The 19,237-nt window shown below is 39.4% G+C and carries 17 protein-coding genes and 1 pseudogene; 14 read left to right on the forward strand and 4 right to left on the reverse strand.

Features of this window, described 5'->3' with window-relative positions; translation table 11 throughout:
* Positions 1-62 precede the first annotated feature (62 nt).
* The 8 genes from MHH46_RS15005 to MHH46_RS15040 all read left to right on the forward strand — a co-directional run bounded on the left by MHH46_RS15005 (position 63) and on the right by MHH46_RS15040 (position 8,934).
* Positions 63-830: an SDR family NAD(P)-dependent oxidoreductase gene (locus MHH46_RS15005; RefSeq protein WP_076190422.1), complete on the forward strand. Its 768-nt coding sequence runs from the start codon at positions 63-65 to the stop codon at positions 828-830.
* Positions 831-999: 169 nt separating this feature from the next.
* Entirely contained in the window at positions 1,000-1,842 is an 843-nt protein-coding gene (locus tag MHH46_RS15010) for a GNAT family N-acetyltransferase (RefSeq protein WP_405132619.1), read from the forward strand.
* A 35-nt stretch (positions 1,843-1,877) separates the two neighbouring features.
* The gene (locus tag MHH46_RS15015; RefSeq protein ID WP_076125811.1) at positions 1,878-2,561 is read left to right on the forward strand and encodes a response regulator transcription factor; all 684 of its coding nucleotides are present in this window, start codon (positions 1,878-1,880) and stop codon (positions 2,559-2,561) included.
* Positions 2,562-3,563, forward strand: a complete 1,002-nt coding sequence (locus MHH46_RS15020) for a sensor histidine kinase KdpD (protein ID WP_076125808.1) — start codon at positions 2,562-2,564, stop codon at positions 3,561-3,563.
* A gap of 95 nt (positions 3,564-3,658) precedes the next feature.
* Positions 3,659-4,342, forward strand: coding sequence for an ABC transporter ATP-binding protein (locus MHH46_RS15025; protein WP_076125806.1), 684 nt, complete (start codon positions 3,659-3,661; stop codon positions 4,340-4,342).
* Positions 4,339-6,942 (forward strand): ABC transporter permease, encoded by a 2,604-nt coding sequence (locus tag MHH46_RS15030; protein ID WP_076190420.1) that lies wholly within the window; start codon positions 4,339-4,341, stop codon positions 6,940-6,942. The genes MHH46_RS15025 and MHH46_RS15030 overlap by 4 nt, the downstream gene beginning before the upstream one ends.
* Positions 6,943-7,085: 143 nt before the next feature.
* Positions 7,086-8,480 (forward strand): protoporphyrinogen oxidase, encoded by a 1,395-nt coding sequence (locus tag MHH46_RS15035; protein ID WP_076190419.1) that lies wholly within the window; start codon positions 7,086-7,088, stop codon positions 8,478-8,480.
* Between the two features lie 187 nt (positions 8,481-8,667).
* Positions 8,668-8,934 carry a CD3324 family protein gene (locus tag MHH46_RS15040; protein WP_038570858.1) on the forward strand — a complete coding sequence of 89 codons (267 nt, stop codon included), beginning with the start codon at positions 8,668-8,670 and terminating at the stop codon, positions 8,932-8,934.
* 192 nt (positions 8,935-9,126) lie between these two features.
* Here MHH46_RS15040 and MHH46_RS15045 read toward each other — a convergent pair.
* Positions 9,127-9,767: pseudogene (locus MHH46_RS15045) on the reverse strand (DUF2935 domain-containing protein).
* Positions 9,768-10,092: 325 nt separating this feature from the next.
* On the opposite strand from MHH46_RS15045, the gene MHH46_RS15050 reads away from it, so the two are divergent.
* Positions 10,093-10,644 (forward strand): GNAT family N-acetyltransferase, encoded by a 552-nt coding sequence (locus MHH46_RS15050; RefSeq protein ID WP_076125801.1) that lies wholly within the window; start codon positions 10,093-10,095, stop codon positions 10,642-10,644.
* Between the two features lie 190 nt (positions 10,645-10,834).
* On the opposite strand, the gene sleB is transcribed toward MHH46_RS15050, so the two are convergent.
* A complete protein-coding gene (gene sleB, locus MHH46_RS15055) occupies positions 10,835-11,476 on the reverse strand; it encodes a spore cortex-lytic enzyme (protein ID WP_076125799.1) in 642 nt (213 codons plus the stop codon).
* A 175-nt stretch (positions 11,477-11,651) separates the two neighbouring features.
* Between sleB and MHH46_RS15060 the strand changes: the two genes are divergently transcribed.
* Entirely contained in the window at positions 11,652-12,203 is a 552-nt protein-coding gene (locus tag MHH46_RS15060) for a YdhK family protein (RefSeq protein ID WP_076125797.1), read from the forward strand.
* Between the two features lie 91 nt (positions 12,204-12,294).
* On the opposite strand, the gene MHH46_RS15065 is transcribed toward MHH46_RS15060, so the two are convergent.
* A complete protein-coding gene (locus tag MHH46_RS15065) occupies positions 12,295-13,929 on the reverse strand; it encodes an MDR family MFS transporter (RefSeq protein ID WP_076125795.1) in 1,635 nt (544 codons plus the stop codon).
* Positions 13,930-13,958: 29 nt separating this feature from the next.
* Entirely contained in the window at positions 13,959-14,387 is a 429-nt protein-coding gene (locus MHH46_RS15070; protein ID WP_143762714.1) for a MarR family winged helix-turn-helix transcriptional regulator, read from the reverse strand.
* Between the two features lie 268 nt (positions 14,388-14,655).
* On the opposite strand from MHH46_RS15070, the gene MHH46_RS15075 reads away from it, so the two are divergent.
* The 4 genes from MHH46_RS15075 to MHH46_RS15090 all read left to right on the forward strand — a co-directional run bounded on the left by MHH46_RS15075 (position 14,656) and on the right by MHH46_RS15090 (position 19,160).
* Complete coding sequence (locus MHH46_RS15075) at positions 14,656-15,717, forward strand: AAA family ATPase (protein WP_076190418.1); 1,062 nt, start codon at positions 14,656-14,658, stop codon at positions 15,715-15,717.
* 2 nt (positions 15,718-15,719) lie between these two features.
* Complete coding sequence (locus tag MHH46_RS15080) at positions 15,720-17,519, forward strand: DUF2201 family putative metallopeptidase (protein WP_076190417.1); 1,800 nt, start codon at positions 15,720-15,722, stop codon at positions 17,517-17,519.
* Positions 17,520-17,555: 36 nt separating this feature from the next.
* A complete protein-coding gene (locus MHH46_RS15085) occupies positions 17,556-18,017 on the forward strand; it encodes an NUDIX hydrolase (RefSeq protein WP_076125878.1) in 462 nt (153 codons plus the stop codon).
* Positions 18,018-18,089: 72 nt separating this feature from the next.
* The gene (locus tag MHH46_RS15090) at positions 18,090-19,160 is read left to right on the forward strand and encodes a stalk domain-containing protein (protein WP_076190416.1); all 1,071 of its coding nucleotides are present in this window, start codon (positions 18,090-18,092) and stop codon (positions 19,158-19,160) included.
* The last annotated feature ends 77 nt before the right edge of the window (positions 19,161-19,237 follow it).

Raw genomic sequence — 19,237 nt, forward strand, 5'->3', positions numbered from 1 at the left:
GTTATCCCATCTCCTAAGACTATAATATATAGCCAATTCATAACAAAGGATGCGAACATACAATGAGTGAATCATATGTAAAAACTGCTGTAATTACTGGAGCTGCAGGTGGAATCGGTAAAGAGCTTGCCCGTCGATTGTCTGATCGTAAACTGAATCTTGTACTTGTCGATCTGAATGAAGAAGCGATAAAAAATGTCATCCATGATTTAGGCTTAAATGAAACTAACTCTTTAGCTGTAGCTGCGGATGTCTCTAATGAAGAAGACGTTCAGAATTATGTTAATAAAGCGGTAGAAAAATTTGGAACCATTGATTATTTTGCAAACAATGCCGGAATTGAAGGTCCAGCAGGTCAAATCGAAGAGCTTAACGTTAAAGCACTTGATCTTGTATATAACGTCAATGTACGTGGTGTATTTCTTGGACTACATTATGTAATTCCTGTGATGAAAAAACAAAAATCAGGTGCTATTCTGAACACTTCTTCTCTGGCAGGACTCATGGGTGCACCAGGTATGGCCCCTTACATTATGTCTAAGCATGCTGTAATTGGTCTGACTCGCGTAGCTGCAAATGAGCTTGCACCACTTGGTATTCGTGTAAATGCGGTACTCCCAGGAACGATCAATACACAAATGATGCGTAAAATTGAAAATAATTTTGGAAGCGCAGAAGAATACAAGGCAGCTAACGAAGCTGCAACACCTATGGGACGCTACGGAGAACCGCAAGAGGTTGCCGCTGTGATGAACTTCCTTCTGTCGGATGAGGCTTCATTCGTAACGGGTTCTCTATATACAGTCGACGGTGGTATGATAGGTCAATAATGCAAGCTGATTTCGATCATTAAGGATACTCCAAATAAAGGATTGGGCCTGTGCGTCAAGCATTGGGTCCAATTCTTTTTTATTTAGGATACCCGGATCGGATTTTATAATAAGCAATTTGCTGAATTATCTTATAGAATATACAAAGGGGATTTAATCTTTTTAAGTATTGATCAGTGATTTAGATAAATTGTTGGCGAGGAGTGTTCATATGCATGAATTATCTCAACAGGATTTTAATGAAGTGAAACCGTTACTTACAGGTGCTCCTATTCATCCTGAAATTCTCTCCATTATCGAGGGAAATAATCCGGGCTGGATTTTTGTAGATCAACTTGTAACACCAAAAAGCGCGTTGGTATGGAGTAAGGGGATGCAAGGATTTTATATTATAGGCGATCACACCAATGAGTTATTTATTAAGAGCTTAGATAGTTATATATCCAGTCATATTGCACCGAGGATGAAAAAGCTTGGGCTGGAGTATTTTGAAGTCTCAGGTCAACACAATGAATGGAATCTGGCATTGATGTTTCCTTCTAGGAAGCTATATCCTTTTGAACAAATGGTGTTCAAGTTATTCCACAAGCCCGTTGAGTCCCTTAATAATGCGATTAGAATTATAAATCTTAAAATGCTGGACTGGGAGGACTTAGATCTAAAGAATATAGAATTTGTACATGATAATATTGATTTATTCTGGTCATCGAAAGAAGACTTTAGGGCAAAAGGCTATGGATATGCTGCTGTTGAGGGAACTGAGATTATGGGTGTATGTTATTCTAGTTTCGTTACGGAGGATACACATGCTATCGGAATTGAAACTCTCTCCAAGTATCAGAATAGAGGAGTGGGGACTCATTTAGCGGCCTTAGTAGCGGAGGATATACTTACAAATGGTTTTACACCTTACTGGGACTGTTCATTAGATAATGAAGCTTCCCGAAAGCTAGCGCTCCGTTTAGGATTTCAGCAAATTCATCAATATAAGTGTAGTGCTTTTTCAATATGACGGTTTCGCAAATTATTAGGTTAGGATGAACATTGATGAGAATATTGCTCGTAGAGGATGATAGAACGATTGCTTCAGGACTTGAATATTCCTTGCAGCAGGATCATTTTGAAACTATTTTATGTTATGATGCAACCTCTGCTAGGAGGGTGTTGGCGGAGCGGTTATCTGAAGTAACACTTTGCATTTTTGATCTCTCTCTACCGGATGGCAGCGGATATGATCTGTGTAAGATCGTGAAGGAGCGGAGCGATATTCCGGTCATCTTTTTAACTGCGATTGATGACGAAGTTAATGTAGTGATGGGACTTGATATGGGAGCAGACGATTACATAACTAAGCCATTTCGGATTCGCGAGCTGTTATCACGCATTAAATCGGTGTTAAGGAGATATAACAAGCAGGCTCAAACTCCATCTAATTTTGAACTAGAGAATATACGGATTAATACGCTTGAAGGAAAAGTTTATAAGAACGGCGATGAAGTTCTGCTAACAGCATTAGAATATCGTCTGCTTCTGATATTTGCTAATCATGTGGGACAAGTCCTTTCCAGAAATCAGCTGTTAGAGCGGATTTGGGATGTCGCCGGAGAATTTGTAAATGATAATACATTGTCTGTGTATATTAAACGCTTAAGGGAAAAGTTAGAGGATAACCCGCAAGAACCCACACTGATCAAAACAGTACGCGGTTTAGGGTATAAGGTTGGTGATTAGATGTTACGAAACAGAGAATTTAGATGGTTATTACTAACGATGACTACGATCAGCCTTCTGGCGATTATAGGAACGGCATTTATTTCATCAGCAGCGATGGGGATCACGGCGGTAACTTCAGTTCTGCTTATAGGTTGTTGTTTATTATTTACCCGCTGGAGATACCGCGAAATTGAGAAGCTTTCAGGGTATCTACGTCAAATTAGCAGCGGTAATTATTCGCTCGATGTTCGTGATAATCAGGAAGGCGAGCTTAGTATCCTGAAAAATGATATTTATAAGGTGACGTTGATGTTATCGGAGCAGCGTTTGCTTTTGCAAGAGGATAAAATAAAGCTTACCAATGCGATCTCCGACATCTCCCATCAGCTCAAAACACCACTTACCTCCATGACCGTGATGGCAGATTTATTAAGCGATCCTGATCTGGACGTTGAGAAAAGAATAGAATTTACGCGGAAAATCAGCCTTCAGCTCGATCGGATTGGCTGGCTGGTTTCTTCATTATTAAAGTTCTCAAAGATCGATGCCGGAACCATTCAATTTAAAAAAGATTCAATAAAAGTAAAGAAGCTTGTTCAGAAATCTATGGAGCCCATACTGATTCCAATGGATATAAAGGAGCAACGGATCCTAATCGAAGGTGAAGACGCTACCTCATTCATAGGCGATTACAATTGGACAACTGAGGCGATGATTAATATTCTGAAAAACTGTGTAGAGCATACACCTGCTGGGGGAGAGATTACGATTTCTTTTGCAGAAAACACGCTGTTCACGGAAATTGTCATTACTGATAATGGCAAAGGAATTCCTAAGGCAGAGATCCCCTATATTTTCAAACGATTCTACAAGGGTACAAATGCAAACGAAGACAGCGTTGGAATCGGACTTGCCTTGGCGCAAAGTATTATCACTGAACAAAACGGCACGATTGATGTGGTGAGTGAAGTAGGAAAGGGGACACAATTTCGGATCAAATTTTACAAGCAAGTGATTTAACACTTATGGCTTAGTGACTAGAATGTCACTTAAGAGTCACTGAAGAGTCATTGTAGACAGATATACTGATCTCATCAACAAATGGGGGTCTAACAATGGATATTTTAAAGATTGAACATCTGTCTAAAACATATGGTAAAGGCGAGACCGCAGTAAAGGCTCTGGATGATGTATCTTTTTCAATTAAAAAAGGTGAATTCGTAGCGATTATTGGACCATCCGGCTCAGGAAAATCAACGATTCTGCATTTATTAGGTGGGGTGGATAGACCGACAAGTGGTAAAGTATTTGTAGATAACACGGATATTTATGATTTGAATGAAACACAGCTGGCGATCTTTAGACGCAGACAAATTGGTCTTATTTATCAGTTCTATAATCTCATACCGGTGCTGACGGTTGAAGAGAATATCACACTTCCGTTGCTGCTCGATCAGCATAAAGTGGATAAGAAGCAATTTGCAGATACCGTGAAGGCGTTAAATTTGGAAAATCGTTTAAACCATCTGCCGAATCAGCTATCAGGCGGACAGCAGCAGCGGGTATCCATAGGCAGAGCATTAATTAGTAACCCTGCAATTATGCTGGCAGATGAGCCAACTGGTAATCTTGACAGCAAGAATAGCAGTGAAATTATTGAATTATTAAAAATGTTTAATAAAACGTATAATCAAACACTGATTGTGATTACTCACGATGAACGTATTGCCTTGCAAGCAGATCGGGTTATTACTATTGAAGATGGAAGGATCGCTAAAGATGAGGTGATTCGTCCGTGAATATCGTAAACAAATTAACTATAAGACATTTGAAACAGAATAAGCGAAGAACATTGGTAACTATCATTGGAGTTATCATTTCAGTAGCTATGGTAACGGCTGTGGCGACGTTAGGTTTTTCTTTTATGGAATTAATGAAGAAGCAAAGTATCTCTACAAATGGAGAATGGCATGTCCAATATAGAAATGTTACTAAAGCTCAGCTCAAAGCGATAGAAACAGATGATGCGACAAAAGCCCTAGTGATCTCCAACGATCGTGGCTACGCCCCTTTAGAGGGTGGGAAGAATGAGAATAAACCCTATTGGTATATCAAGGAATATAATGCAGCTGGTTTTAAACAATTCCCGATTGAACTGCTGGAAGGTAGACTCCCGAAGACAAACCACGAAGTAGTCATTTCTGAGGAGATTGCAAAGAATGCAAAAGTCTCTTACAAGATTGGTGAAACTTTAACGCTTGATGTGGGTGAACGTGTCACTAGCGATGATGAAAATAGTGGCCAACCCCTATCTCAGAATGAACGATTACGGACTGAAGAGGATACCCTGCTTGAAAAGATTATTCATAAAAAATCAATGAACTATACGATTGTGGGAGTGATAAAACGTCCTACTTGGGAACCAACATGGTCTCCGGGTTATACTGCCATAAGTTATGTGGATGAAAGCATGATTGGAGCAGCTGAAAAAACCACAGCGACGGTTGTATTAAAAAAGGTGGACAGCTCCATATACAAGCATGCAGAGGAATTGGCAAAAGAAAATAAGATCGAGTCGATCTCTTACAATAATAGTCTGCTCCGCTATTATGGTGTGACGAATAACGATGGCTTACGTAACACACTTCTTTTATTGTCAGTAATTATTATGGTTGTGATTATCATTGGTTCCGTTTCTTTAATCTATAATGCTTTTGCAATCTCTGTCTCGGAGCGTGCACGTCATTTAGGGATGCTCTCCAGTGTAGGGGCTACAAAGTGGCAAAAGCAGAATTCAGTGTTTTTTGAAGGAATGATTATCGGTTTAATTAGTATTCCAATTGGGATCATTTGCGGTATAGCAGGCATCGGGATCACTTTTATGTTTATCAATTCGATGATTAAAGATGTATTAGGGATAACTGAGAGATTAACGTTGATTGTTACACCTCTGTCTCTACTAACCGCTTGTTTAGTTTCAATACTGACAATTTTTATATCCACCTATCTTCCAGCCAGAAAGGCTTCAAAGATCTCGGCAATTGATGCGATCAGACAAACAACCGATGTTAAGCTCTCAGGTAAAGCGGTGAAAACATCCAAGTTCGTGCGCAGATTGTTTGGTATTGAAGCAGAAATTGGTTTGAAGAATTTAAAAAGAAATAAACGCAGGTACCAAGCAACCGTGTTCTCAATTGTCATTAGTATTGTTTTATTTTTATCTGTATCAGCGTTCACTTCTAATATGAGAAGATCGGTAGAACTCTCACAGGATGGTTTGAACTATGATATCCAAGTATATATGGGGACTGAGGACGCTCAAAAAGTGGACCGGTTGACGAACTCGATATCCAAATTACCTAATATAACGGAATATAATGTGACTAAGGAACTCAGTGTGAGTTCATGGATTGATGAGAAAAATATGGCAAAAGAATTGCAAGAGATTGTGCAGGCGGATAAGAGTGTTCTAAAGAACGGGAAATATCCTTACTATATTCAGATCTATGCACTAAATGAACAGAGTTTGAAAACCTATGCAGAAACGGTCGGTATAAATTATGAACAACTAACGAAGCTTGATCAGATGACTGCTATTGTGAATGATACGGTTACCTTTGAGGATGAGAAAGCTAAAAAAATTGTTGAGACCAAAGCTTTTCACTCTGAAGTCGGCCAAAAGCTTGAGCTTATTTATACGGATTGGGATACCAAAAAAGAGACGGATTTATCACCAGTAAAAATTGTCGCTCTAACTGATAAACGTCCAATGGGAGTACATTCAGCAATGGTTGGTGGAATAAACATCATCGTCTCTGAACAAGTCTTCGATAAACTAACAAATGATGCGATGAGCAAAGATATTCAAAGCCGGCTTAACTTGAACAGCACAAACCCATTAGCGACACAACAAGCCATAGAGGAAATGAAAGAGCGGAATATCTATGTTCAAAATGTGTATCAAAATAGACAAAATAGTGAGCAGATGATCATGTTAATGTCTATTTTCACCTATGGTTTTATTGCTTTGATTACTTTAATATCAATTGCGAATATTTTTAATACGATATCAACTAGCATATCTCTTCGTAAAAGAGAGTTTGCGATGCTGAAGTCTGTGGGCATGACGCCAAATGGTTTTAATAAAATGATTAATTACGAAAGTGTTTTTTATGGAATAAAGTCACTACTATATGGGCTTCCGATTAGTATAGTTATTATGTACTTGATCTATAGATCAATGATGAGCAGCTTCTCTTATGGATTCACACTTCCGTGGATGAGTATCTTGTGTGTCATATTGGCAGTGTTTATCATCGTTAGCGCAGCTATGTTATATTCAAGCTCAAAAGTGAAAAAAGAGAACATTATCGATGCATTGAAACAGGAAAATATATAACTATTAGCCCATCATTGCCGCGTTTAACGCGGCTTTTTTGTGTCATATCTGACACGTTGGTATGTAAATTCTTATAAATTCCTATGATATAATGTACACAATTGAATTGAACAGATTATAACCACGAGGTAGGTGTCAACGAATTGAGAACAGTTGTCGTGATTGGCGGGGGAATTACTGGATTGTCTACCGCTTACTATTTACAGAAATCTATAGAGCATAACAAGCTAGATGTAAAAATCATTTTGGTTGAAGCCAGCGATAGACTGGGCGGCAAAATCAGAACACTAAAACAAGAAGACTTCATTATGGAGTCTGGGGCAGATTCTATTGTCACTCGCAAAACGAATGTTGCACCTCTGATTGAAGAGTTGGGTATTCAAAATGAGGTTGTATATAACGCGACAGGAATATCCTTTATTTATACAGAAGGTAAACTGAAGCAAATTCCTAAAGATGCAGTCTTTGGCATTCCGCTCAGTATGGAGTCGCTTGCTACAACAGAACTGATCTCAGCTGAAGGAAAGGTTGAAGCACTCAAAGATTTCTACACTCCCAATAATAAGTTTACGAAAAACGATTCCGTGGGTGATTTTCTAGAAGCTTTTTTTGGAAAAGAACTTGTCGAGAAGCAAATTTCACCGGTTCTTTCAGGTGTATATTCCGGGAAGCTAAGCGAACTTACAATTGCCTCAACGCTGCCTTATTTGATTGATTATAAGAATGAATATGGCAGTATTATTCAAGGCTTATCCGCAAATAAAGCCAAATTTCAAGGGAATGGTGATAAGAAGTTCATGTCATTCAAGGGAGGTGTATCTGCCTTGATCGACTCTATGGAAGAACATCTTTCTAATTCGGAGATCATCAAAGGGATTCGTGCCGAAAGAATTGAGAAGCGTGGAGAGCAGTACCAGGTAACTTTGGCAGATGGACGAATCATAGACTCCGATGTTGTCGTACTTGGAACGATGCATTCTACTGCACAAGCGCTACTTCAAGACGAAAAACTAAATGAAGATTTCAATCAGTTATATAATAGTTCTATGATTAGTGTATATTTAGGATTTGATATCCCCGACAGTCAGCTGCCTGCGAATGGCACAGGGTTCATCACTGCCAACAGCGATGATGTTCTATGTAATGCGTGTACGTGGACAAGTCGCAAGTGGGAGCATACGTCAGGACAACAGCGTCTGCTTGTCAGACTCTTTTATAAAAGCTCAAACCCTCATTATGATTCGTTGATCAAGCTATCTGAAGAGGAACTATTGAAGGTGGCTTTGAAAGATATACAGACCAGTCTCGGGATAACAGGACAGCCAGCTACCTACGATGTGACCAAATGGCATGATGTAATGCCAAACTACCATAAACTTCATCATCAAATTGTAGTATCCTTAGAGAAGAAGATGACAGACAGGTATCCTAATGTTATCCTTGCTGGATGCTCCTATTATGGTGTAGGCATTCCAGATTGTATTGCGAATGGAGAAAAAACAGCAGAGCGTATTCTGAAACAAGTAATTACACATTAAAAAGGAGGGTGTACAATCGTGAGAAGATTAGCGATCAGCTCTATGCAAAGTCTAGACTTATAAACAACGGCGGTTGTTTGTATAGAGCGAAAAATTGATTTTACCGCTAGTGCAGTGTGCATGGGTTGTTTAAAGAATAGACTTTGCTACCTTCAAACTCATAAAAAGTTTAAGGAGCAGAGCGATTATGAAATATGTAAATGCAGATACGATTTTCCCAAAAGAATTATTAGAGGAAATTCAGAAATATATCAACGGGGGTATGGTTTATATCCCTAAGCCTGAAGAATCACATGTAAAATGGGGCGAAAAGTCAGGGAGCAGAAAATACTTAAGATCTAGAAACATCGAAATCTGTCTAAGGTTTGCTGTGGGTGCAACGGTTGACCAGCTTTCAGATGAATATTGCCTATCTAGGGATAGTATTAAGAAAATTGTTTATTCAAAAAAATAGCTTATCATCCAAAAAAACCACGTTAGAGGAAACTCTGACGTGGTTTTTGGAATTTAATTATAATTCATCCATCTTTTTATTTGCGGCATTAATAGCTGTACTAGAAACCTTTGTTTTGTTTAGTGCTTCTTTCATCATTGTCATTGCTTCTAATTGCAACATTAATCGCTTTTAAATAGATTTCATGTAATGCTATACGATTTGTTTATTCATATTCAAAGAGGCTTCAAATGCATCAATTATATACAGGAATCGTTCTGCTTCTCGGAATACATGATCCGCAAGCAATGGATGGATGATGCTCTTTATTCGGCATTCCTCAATAAGATCACGTGCCGTTTTCTTAAAGTCACGGAGAGATTTAACTGAGACTTTATTCTCGTCAAGTTGCTGACTGAGCAGGGGTTTGGTTTTCATTAATAATTGCGTCTGATAAAAGATCTAACCTACCCTGATTCAGTTCTTACAGTCGATTTCGAAAATAGTTGGCTTCCCTACTGACATGATCCACTAATAAGGGGAAGTTCGTTCCGCCTGGAAGCTTACATTGTAGAATTAGACCTAGTATTTTCCTTTTAAACGCCCAGATATGTGATGCTGCACTATGAACTTCCTCATTAAACTTCCATATTACTACTGGATCAGAATCCACAGTGAATCCGAGTGATTTATTCTCTATGGCTTCGAATGTGGCATAGAAATGGTTTGCTTCATTAATTAGTTGCGTGTCTTCACAACGAAACCCAAGGTTTAAGAAAAAAAGAGTGTTCTTTGATGATTCGTGACCAGAATCTTATTTCATCTAGAGGTCTCGAAACAAAAGGATCCGGCATATCTGAGTACACCCCCCATTTTCATACAATTATAATCTGCGTGAGGTTTGTACTATATCCGCAAAAGTTAAGACGAGTATATAGAAGTACAGTAGGTACGCTTAACTTAATTATCAAATATAAATGGTGACATTATATAAAAATTAATTCTAATCGAATATGGCATATATCTAGAGCGAGGTCGTAATTATACTAAAAAAGAAGTGACAATAGACAAGAAATTGTGGAGGTATGATGGAGATTAAGCTTGTTCCAGTAACCATAATATTTGAGTGATCTCCATAAATATATTCAGGAATTCGACAGAAGGTAAGGAGGGAACGACATGAATATCACAATCACCTTAACTGACAGTGCCTCGAAGTTTATTATTAACAACCTTTACCCACTATACTTACACGATCTATCAGAAATATGGGGGACGATTCCTAATCGATACGGGGTATTCGAGGAGGACGAGACACAGTCACTGCAGGAACAGAATAAAGTCTTCGACATTTGGTGGGAGAAAGCTGGCATTTTGTATCCTTATTTAATAAAAGAAAATGATATTCCAATAGGGTTTGCATTAGTTGCTACACCACCATATACTCCGTCTGCTTGTGAATTCTATTTGAATGAATTTTTTATTCTACGGCCTTTCCGTGGTAAGGGGCTCGCTGAATATGCGGCTAAGGAAGTCTTTAAGCTTCATTTGGGTAACTGGGAGCTACAAACGAATCCCACGGATACAAATAGGAGAGCACAGCATTTTTGGAGGAAAACTTTAAAAGAATACACTGGGGATAGTTATTTAGAGGAATGCGGGAAGTCATATGATGATGAATTAAAGATGATTTTTACATTCAATAACCAATCAGAATTATCGAATCCATAAAAGGGGATTTCGAAGTTATGTTTAAGAATTCATTCCTAAAAGCAAAAGCTTATAAGTACAATTCACTGCAATATTTGGTGGCTTTAGTGCTTGAAATGGATGCTAACACAACCGAATAGGTTTAATAATAAAAGCCGATCTAACTATCGTAGTTAGATCGGCTTTTGTTGATCTTAGCTATTTGATGTAATTAACTCGCAAATATATGCTTACCAATTTTTAAGTTTTGCGGACGTGACCAAATCCATGCACTAGTTGCTGTATCGGGATTGAAATAATAGATTGAATGGTTTGTGGGGTCCCAACCTCGAACAGCATCAAGAGCAGCTAAATAAGCTGTCTGATTTGGTGTAAGCCAATACTGGCCGTCAGATACGGCTGTGAAAGCTCCTTTTTGGAATACAACTTCTTTAATATTGTCAGGAAATTGACTAGATTGTATACGATTCATGACTACTGCACCCACTGCAACTTGTCCAACATAAGGCTCACCGCGAGACTCACTGTAGATAACTTTAGCCAAAATATCCATTTCATTAATATTAAGTGTGTGTTTTTTTAAAATATTCCAAGTTTTTGTCCCCGAAATTCCATCAGCGCTTATGCCATAGGCCTTTTGAAATTTAGCAACCGCTGCTTTCGTTTGTGATCCGTATACCCCATCTAAGGGCTCAGTATAGAAATCAAGGGTTTTTAATCTATATTGTAGATCCCATACATCTCCTGAAGAACTTCCTATGGTTAATAGCGGAGCTGCATTAGCAGAACCGATCATAGTAGCCATGCTCACCAGACCCAAAAGAAGCAACAAAGTGAATATTTTAGTCTTCATTATAGTAGCCTCCTTTCAGAAAACATTATAAATATAGTTTAATCATTGAGACAACACTCATTTAATGGAAAATAAATTACTGTTTTACAAACTGTAAATCCTTAGTTCCGTTTGTGATTTTCTGAAATGGGTAAAATAATACTTATAGGCAGATAAAATTTCGGAGGTCTTTTATATGAAAAAGCAATTATTTCTACTAGTCGTCGCAGCTGCTTTCAGCTTAAGTGCTTGTAGTAATGACAATAGCTATGGCAATCAGATGTCTTCTAACGATACACAAATGGAACATAACTCACATTCAAGTTCAGGTGAAGTTCCAAAAGATCTGAGGGTAGCGGAGAATCCTACTTACAAAGTAGGAAGTGAAGCTGTGATCCAAACTGACCATATGGAAGGGATGAAGGGAGCCATTGCGACAATTGTGGGAGCTTATGAGACGACAGCATATAATGTTTCCTATAGACCTACTACAGGAGGTCAACCGGTTACAAATCATAAGTGGATTATTCATGAAGAAATAAAAGAAGCAAAGGATATATCCTATCAACCAGGCTCAGAGGTTATTATGGAAGCTGATCATATGAAGGATATGAAGGGTGCAACGGCTCAGATTAACTCAGCAGAAAAAACCACTGTCTATATGATTAATTACAAACCTACTACGGGTGGAGATGAAGTGAAAAATCATAAGTGGGTAACAGAAGATGAGCTTTCACCTGTAAAATAATAGATCAACACAAAAACTGCAACTTACTCAGTTACGCATGAGTACGTTGCAGTTTTTGTTGTTTTATAGTCAGCTTCAAAATAATTTGCGGTTAGGTTTTATCCACTGCAAGTTTTGAAGATTTCATGTTTGACAGGTCCTGTTCAGCTTCTTCAGGAACTGGCATTTGGTTAGAAGTACGAAGTGGAAGCTCCTTCAGGAAGAAGACAAGCACGAAAGCTACAACAAGCACAATGGTTCCGGTTAAGAACACGGATGACAATGTCTGTCCTAAAGCATCACGGATACCCTCAATCATTTGTAAGAAGACAGGCTGTACATCGGCTGGCAGACTAGCTTGAGTCTGTTCAAGCAATGGTTTGTTCATTAATGCCTGTGGATTAGCGAAGGAGAGCATTTGCTCAGCAAGTTTTGGATCTATCTGTGTGAAATCCGGTGCTGATGACGATTGCAGAGCTTCCTTCAAGTTTTTAGTAAGACTATTGGACATAACGGTACCCATGACTGCGATACCGATCGTACCGCCTAAATTACGGAATAATTGTGAGGAGGCCGTTACTACACCTAGTTCTGTGTGTGAAACCGCATTTTGAGTAGCTAGTGAGAATACTGGCATCCCCAATCCTAACCCAAGACCAAACACAATCATACTTAGGACAGCCATCGGTACATTATTCATAAATACCATAATTGTCATACCGGCAATCATAATGGGTATTCCAATTAATGCGTAACGTTTATACTTCCCTTTTTTCGCCATCTTTTGACCGGTAAGGGCACTGGCTACAACCATAACGATCGACATTGGCATAGTAACATACCCTGCATATGTCGCGGAGATCCCCAGAACACCTTGTACGAAGAAGGAAAGATAGATCATAGCTCCCATCATACCGAAGTTCATAATAAAACCAATAATATTAGATATGGTAACTACACTATTCTTAAATAGATGAAGCGGGAGTATTGGATTTTTAGCTTTGGATTCGACAAAAATAAAGAGAAGTGCCGAAACGACTGTTCCCGCCAACAGGCCGAGAATTTGCGAAGAACCCCAATCATATTCTGTACCTGCCCAGGTGAAGGCAAGCAGTAGAGGAACGATGGTAGTTGTCATTAACAAGGAACCTAAATAGTCGATGCTGGTTGACTCTCCGCGTTTGCCTTTAGGAAATAAGGTAAGAATCATCACGAAGGCCACTACACCAAGCGGTAGGAAGATCCAGAACAGCCAATGCCAATCCATATTGTCGATCAAAAAGCCTCCAAGCGTTGGTCCAAGCACACTGGAGAAACCGAATACGGCCATCATCAACCCCATCCATTTACCACGTTCACGCGGAGGGAATAAGTCACCTACGGCAGTAAATGCGGTGGATTGAATAATACCTGCACCTACCCCTTGTATCCCACGATAAATGATAAATTGATAAACATCGGAAGATGTTCCTGTCAGAAAAGCCCCAACCATAAATAATAGAATACCTGCTAATAGAAAGGGTTTACGTCCGAACATATCAGATAACTTACCGACAAGAACGGTTGCTATTGTTGATGTTAATAAATAAATGTTAATAGTCCAAGTATAGTAATCCATGCCATCAAGAATTGCGATTATACGCGGCATAGCAGTACTTGTAATTGTCTGATTAATCGCTGCGAACAGCATTGCAGCCATAATAGCTATCATAATACTAAGTTTTCGTTTGCTGGATAAATGTTCCATTCGATTGTTTCCCCGCCACTTTTTAAATTTTATCTCTTGTCTAAATCAGAAATTATAACTGCGAAAATTCTTCTTAAATGCTCAATATCTTCATCGGGCAGTATCTTAAAGTAAGATTCCATAAGTTCTTGATGGCGTTCCTGCACATCTTTAATCGTTGCTTCTCCTTTCTGCGTAATGGTGATGTGTACCACTCTTCGATCATCCTTGGCGCGTTCCTTATTTACGTAATCTTCAGCGATTAATTGGTCTGTTACGCCTGTAATTGCTGCTGAGGTAATACCAAGAGCTGCAGCAATCTGTGATACGTTTTGTGGACCGTTCTTAGATAAAGTCCTGAGGGTTTTGAACTGTGTAATATTTAGGGGGTAGTCTTGTTTGTTCCAATCTTGAGAGATTCCTTTTAAAAAGGATTTGAACATAGTAGATATCTGAAGAAAATCTTCATTATTAGCCAAATCACGCCTCCTAAAGTTATGAAATAGGGCGGAATAAGTAATTCCATTAAATTTTAGATAACAACTAAATGATTAACTACTTAATTATTAAAGCGTGAAACAATATATCATCCTTTTTTATATCTCGTCAAGAAAAGGTTTGTTTTTTCGAATGAAATAGAGTGGGTTGATAATATTGTTGTTGAAGTTCGTTCCTGAGCTAATGAATTATTTGTTATACTGTGTATAGTTATCGTTATTATCAATACATTAAAAAAGGAGCATTTATTTGAATCTAGCAACTCCTGTAACACCTATTCAACTTATGCAAGTACTTCTAAACGTTTCTGTGATTCGCCCTGTTTTTATCTGGGGGGCGCCTGGTATTGGGAAATCTTCGCTAGTAGAAGCTTTTGCTGATCAGGTGGGTCTTCCTTGTGTGTCTCTATTAGGTTCTCAATTAGCACCTGAAGACATCATTGGAGTCCCGCAAATCGTTAACGGTAAGAGCCAATTCTGTCCTCCAAAAATGATTGCTCGGGATGAACCTTATTGTTTGTTCCTGGACGAGCTTAATGCCTGTTCTCAAGAAGTGCAAAAAGCTTTTTATAGCCTCATCCACGAACGCCGCATAGGCGATTATCACCTACCTGAGGGCTCTATAGTAATAGGAGCTGGTAACCGTGCACAAGATAGTGCAATTGTTAAACCTATGTCCTCCGCGCTTATCAATCGGATGTTCCATATACAGTTAAATGTATCGTTTCAGAATTGGATCTCTTGGGCATATGAGCATAACATTCATCCTATGGTTATTGAATATCTGGAATTGCGTCCCGATCATTTGTGGAGTGCACCTCCAAAGACTGAAGAGCCTTTCTCCACGCCACGCTCTTGGCATATGCTTAGTGATGCACTACATGAGTTTGGCGATGATATAAATGCGGATACCGTGGGGATTTTAGCGAATGGTTCACTGACACCTGCTCACGCCACACAATTCAGGGCTTTTTATAAAAATCTAACTGGAAAATATGAACTTAATCAAATTATAGATGGTAAATCCTCATTTCCAACGGCTCCAGAAGATCGGGATCTCCTGTATTTCCTGGCGCAATCCTTGCGTGCCCAGATTATCAAAGAACTCCCTCCGATTAAAGATAACGTACGAGATGGACATCGCCAATTTGCACACACTGTTAAAAAGCTGATTAAAGACCTGTCCGTCATTAGCTTTGAAATTGCACAGCTAGTAGTTGCTAAGCAGGAGCAAAGTGATAATATTCCAGATTGGTTAATGGTTGAAATTGTACGTGATTTACCACGTCTTGCAATAAAAGAGCGGGGGTAAATATGGCTAAAAAAACAACTCCAGATAATCCCGCTTTGAAAAATTTTAATGAAGCATGTTCGTTAATCGCGGATCATCCTATTTTTGCGCCGTTATCTGTTCGAACTTCGATTATTCATAATGAAAATAGTCCCTATCCTGAAGACGGCTGGGCAATTGTCACTAATAACGGTTATATTTACACTCATCCTAAACGGCGTGGCGAGGTTGCTGAATGGATGTACGTTTTGGCACATTGTTATCTTCATTTAGGTCTTGGACATTTAAAGATTAAAGAGAATCAAGTGGCGTGGAACGTTGCATGTGATGTGTACATAGCAAAGTTTTTAAATGACTTGAAGCTTGGGAAAGTACCCGCAGATATGGAGTCGCGAATTGATCTTACAATTAAAGATGAACAACAGCTTTACGAGCAGTTTATGATAAAAGGAATTCCGGACACCTCCAGATATTTTGGGACTGCGGGTGTTTCAAAACTGGATATGAATGTTAGAGAAACCACCAAAAGATACTGGGGAAAAGCACCGGATTGGGAAGCCTATTTTGCTTATGGGTTATCTAATGCTGTGACGAATGCAGTAAGTGTTGCTGGAGGCCATGCTAATACTATTAGTGACCCTACACTTTCATTAACCGCTCCACAACGTGCAAAACGATGGTTTATGGACAGATATCCTTTATTAGGTGCGCTTGCCGCCGGCTTTGAGATTATAGAAGATCCAGCGATATGTCGGCGATTTGATATTTCCATAGCTGCCATTGACGTTATTGAGCGCAAAATATTTATGAACCCTGCAGCCGGACTAAACGATGAGGAGTGTATTTTCGTGATGGCGCATGAGCTTCTGCACGCGGGGCTTCAGCATCACGAGCGATGTCTTGGCCGGGATCATTATCTTTGGAATGTGGCTTGTGACTACGTAATAAATCTATGGCTAGTAGAAATGAGTGTAGGGGAGTATCCGCGAATTGGACTCTTATTAGATCCTGAGCTTAAAGGTTTATCTGCTGAAACGATTTATGATCGTATGGTCGGAGATATCCGCACTTATAAGAAACTGGCGACCTTGAGAGGGAATGGACTTGGTGACATTTTAGATAACGGTTCATCAAGTTTTTGGGATGCGAGAGAAGGACAGACGTTAGATGATTTCTGTAAAAATGCTATGCAACAAGGACTGATGTATCATGAAGAGCAAAGCCGCGGTCTTTTGCCATCAGGCCTAGTTGAAGAGATTAGAGCGCTAGGCCAGCCACCTATTAAATGGGATGTAGAGCTTGCTCGGTGGTTTGATCATTATTTTTCACCGCTTGAGAAGACCAGATCTTATTCACGAATTAGCAGACGTCAATCTTCTACACCTGAAATCCCTCGACCACAGTGGGTTCATAGCGGTGCTGCAGATAATGGCCGCACTTTTGGAGTTATTTTAGATACCTCAGGCTCAATGGATAAAAAGCTTCTGGCCAAAGCATTAGGGGCCATTTCAAGTTATGCGCAGGCTCGTGATGTTCCTTTTGCACGGATTATCTTTTGTGATGCTTGTCCTTATGATGCAGGTTACATGCCCCCGGAGGCTATCGCGGATCGGGTACAAGTGAAGGGAAGAGGGGGAACGATCTTACAACCAGCTATTGATTTGATTCAACAAGCTGAGGATTTTCCGAAAAAAGGACCACTTCTAATTATTACAGATGGTTATTGTGACAAGCTGACCCTTAAAAGAGACCATGCTTATATCTTGCCCAAGGGAAATGACTTGCCTTTCTCACCCAAAGGACCTGTATTCAGAATTAATTAGGGCTTAGAATAAATTTAGAGCGAGGTAACAATGGATATGAATCCCCCCAAACATATTCTTTCAGCAGCTACAGTTGTATTCAATGATCAAGAAGAAATCTTATTAATAAAAGGTCCACGTAGAGGATGGGAGATGCCAGGCGGACAGGTTGAAGAGGAGGAGTCCCTTATAGAAGCAGCAATCAGGGAAGCCAAAGAAGAATCGGGCATTGATATAGAGATTAATAAGTTCTGCGGAGTTTTTCAAAATGTTGATCGATCTATTTGTACTAACCTATTTCTAGGGAAAGCCATCGGCGGCGAACCTGCTACTAGTTCCGAGAGCTTAGAAGTTGGGTTTTTCTCGATAGAACAAGCATTGGAAATGGTCACATGGAAAAACCTCAGACTGCGGCTGGAGTATTGTCTAAATGATGAGGTGCAGCCTTTTTACGTAGAGTTACGGGGTACAGAAGTTGAGGAAATTATATTTAAATTAGAAAACCAGCAAACTTTTTAGAGGTCCTCCTGCGTCCTAGCTAATGAGTGTCATCGGAAGGCACTTATAAATAGAGATGGAGGATGACGAGATATGAACAAAAGAACAAAAAATCTATTTAAAATGAGTGCAGTTGGATGTGTAGCCATTATGGGAGTGAGTGCAGCTTCTTTACCGGTTCATGCTATGGTTTCCACACAAGTAACAGCTAATGTTTCTGCGGCTTTACCGTCGAAAGCACCAGTCCTTGCTGGCATAAAAGTGCAAGAAAAAGTACTTAACACAACAAGTAAATACCTGATTGCAGATTTAAAAGTACCACAGCTAACAGGAATGCTGGATACTCATTATCAAGATGAACTGAACGATATTATCCTCTCTCATGCTGAAAAGGATCTGGCACAGTGGGAGGAAGACGCCGCAGAAATGGGCAAAAAAGCACAGGCTGATCAAATGGAATTTCATCCTTATACTCTTTATATTACTTATGATCTGAAATCAGATGGAACAGGTTCTCCAGCAGGCGTTATCTCCTTGACTGTTACTACTGAAGGTTCTGAAGGTGGAACAAGCATGCCGCGGATCGATACTTATAATGTGAAAAATATAGCTGAGGCAGAACCTGTTGCGCTAACGGATCTACTGGGCGCTAACTACAAAGAGAAGCTCGATGCAGACATTCTGGCAGCGATTAAAAAGGATTCAGATAAATATTTCTTAGAAGAGTACACAGGAACTTCAACTGAGCAGTCGTTCTATATCGATAAAGGTAACTTAGTAATCGTATTCCCTAAATACAGCATTGCGCCAGGTTATGTAGGTTCACCAGAGTTTCGGTTCAGCTTAAATCATAGTTCAACGGATACAACTAAGCTTGATTTGAAAAAAGTAGCTACTTTCACGAATAAGAAAGGCGTGCTCATGGTATCGCTTCGTGATGTGGCCAGTCAACTAAACTATGAATTGAAATGGAATCAGTCTACCAAAACCGCTGAGTTGATGAAAGGAGCACAGTGGACAAGTGTTACGCTTAACAAAGATTCATACTTCTTCGCAAAAATGACTCCTAAAGCTTTAGGTGCCGCACCTGTTCTGCAAGATAACAAAACCTATGAACCTGTTCGATTCGTATCAGAAATTCTTCAGGTTGAAGTTCAGAAATAACCATTTAGAAGTTTGTGAAAGTAGTTTGATTTATTAAAAACATCCCGCAGGGTAATTCTTGCGCGGGTGTTTTTTTA

Origin of the sequence: Paenibacillus sp. FSL H8-0175 (genome assembly GCF_045040615.1) — a bacterium.
GTDB classification, from domain to species: Bacteria; Bacillota; Bacilli; order Paenibacillales; family Paenibacillaceae; genus Paenibacillus_AQ; species Paenibacillus_AQ odorifer.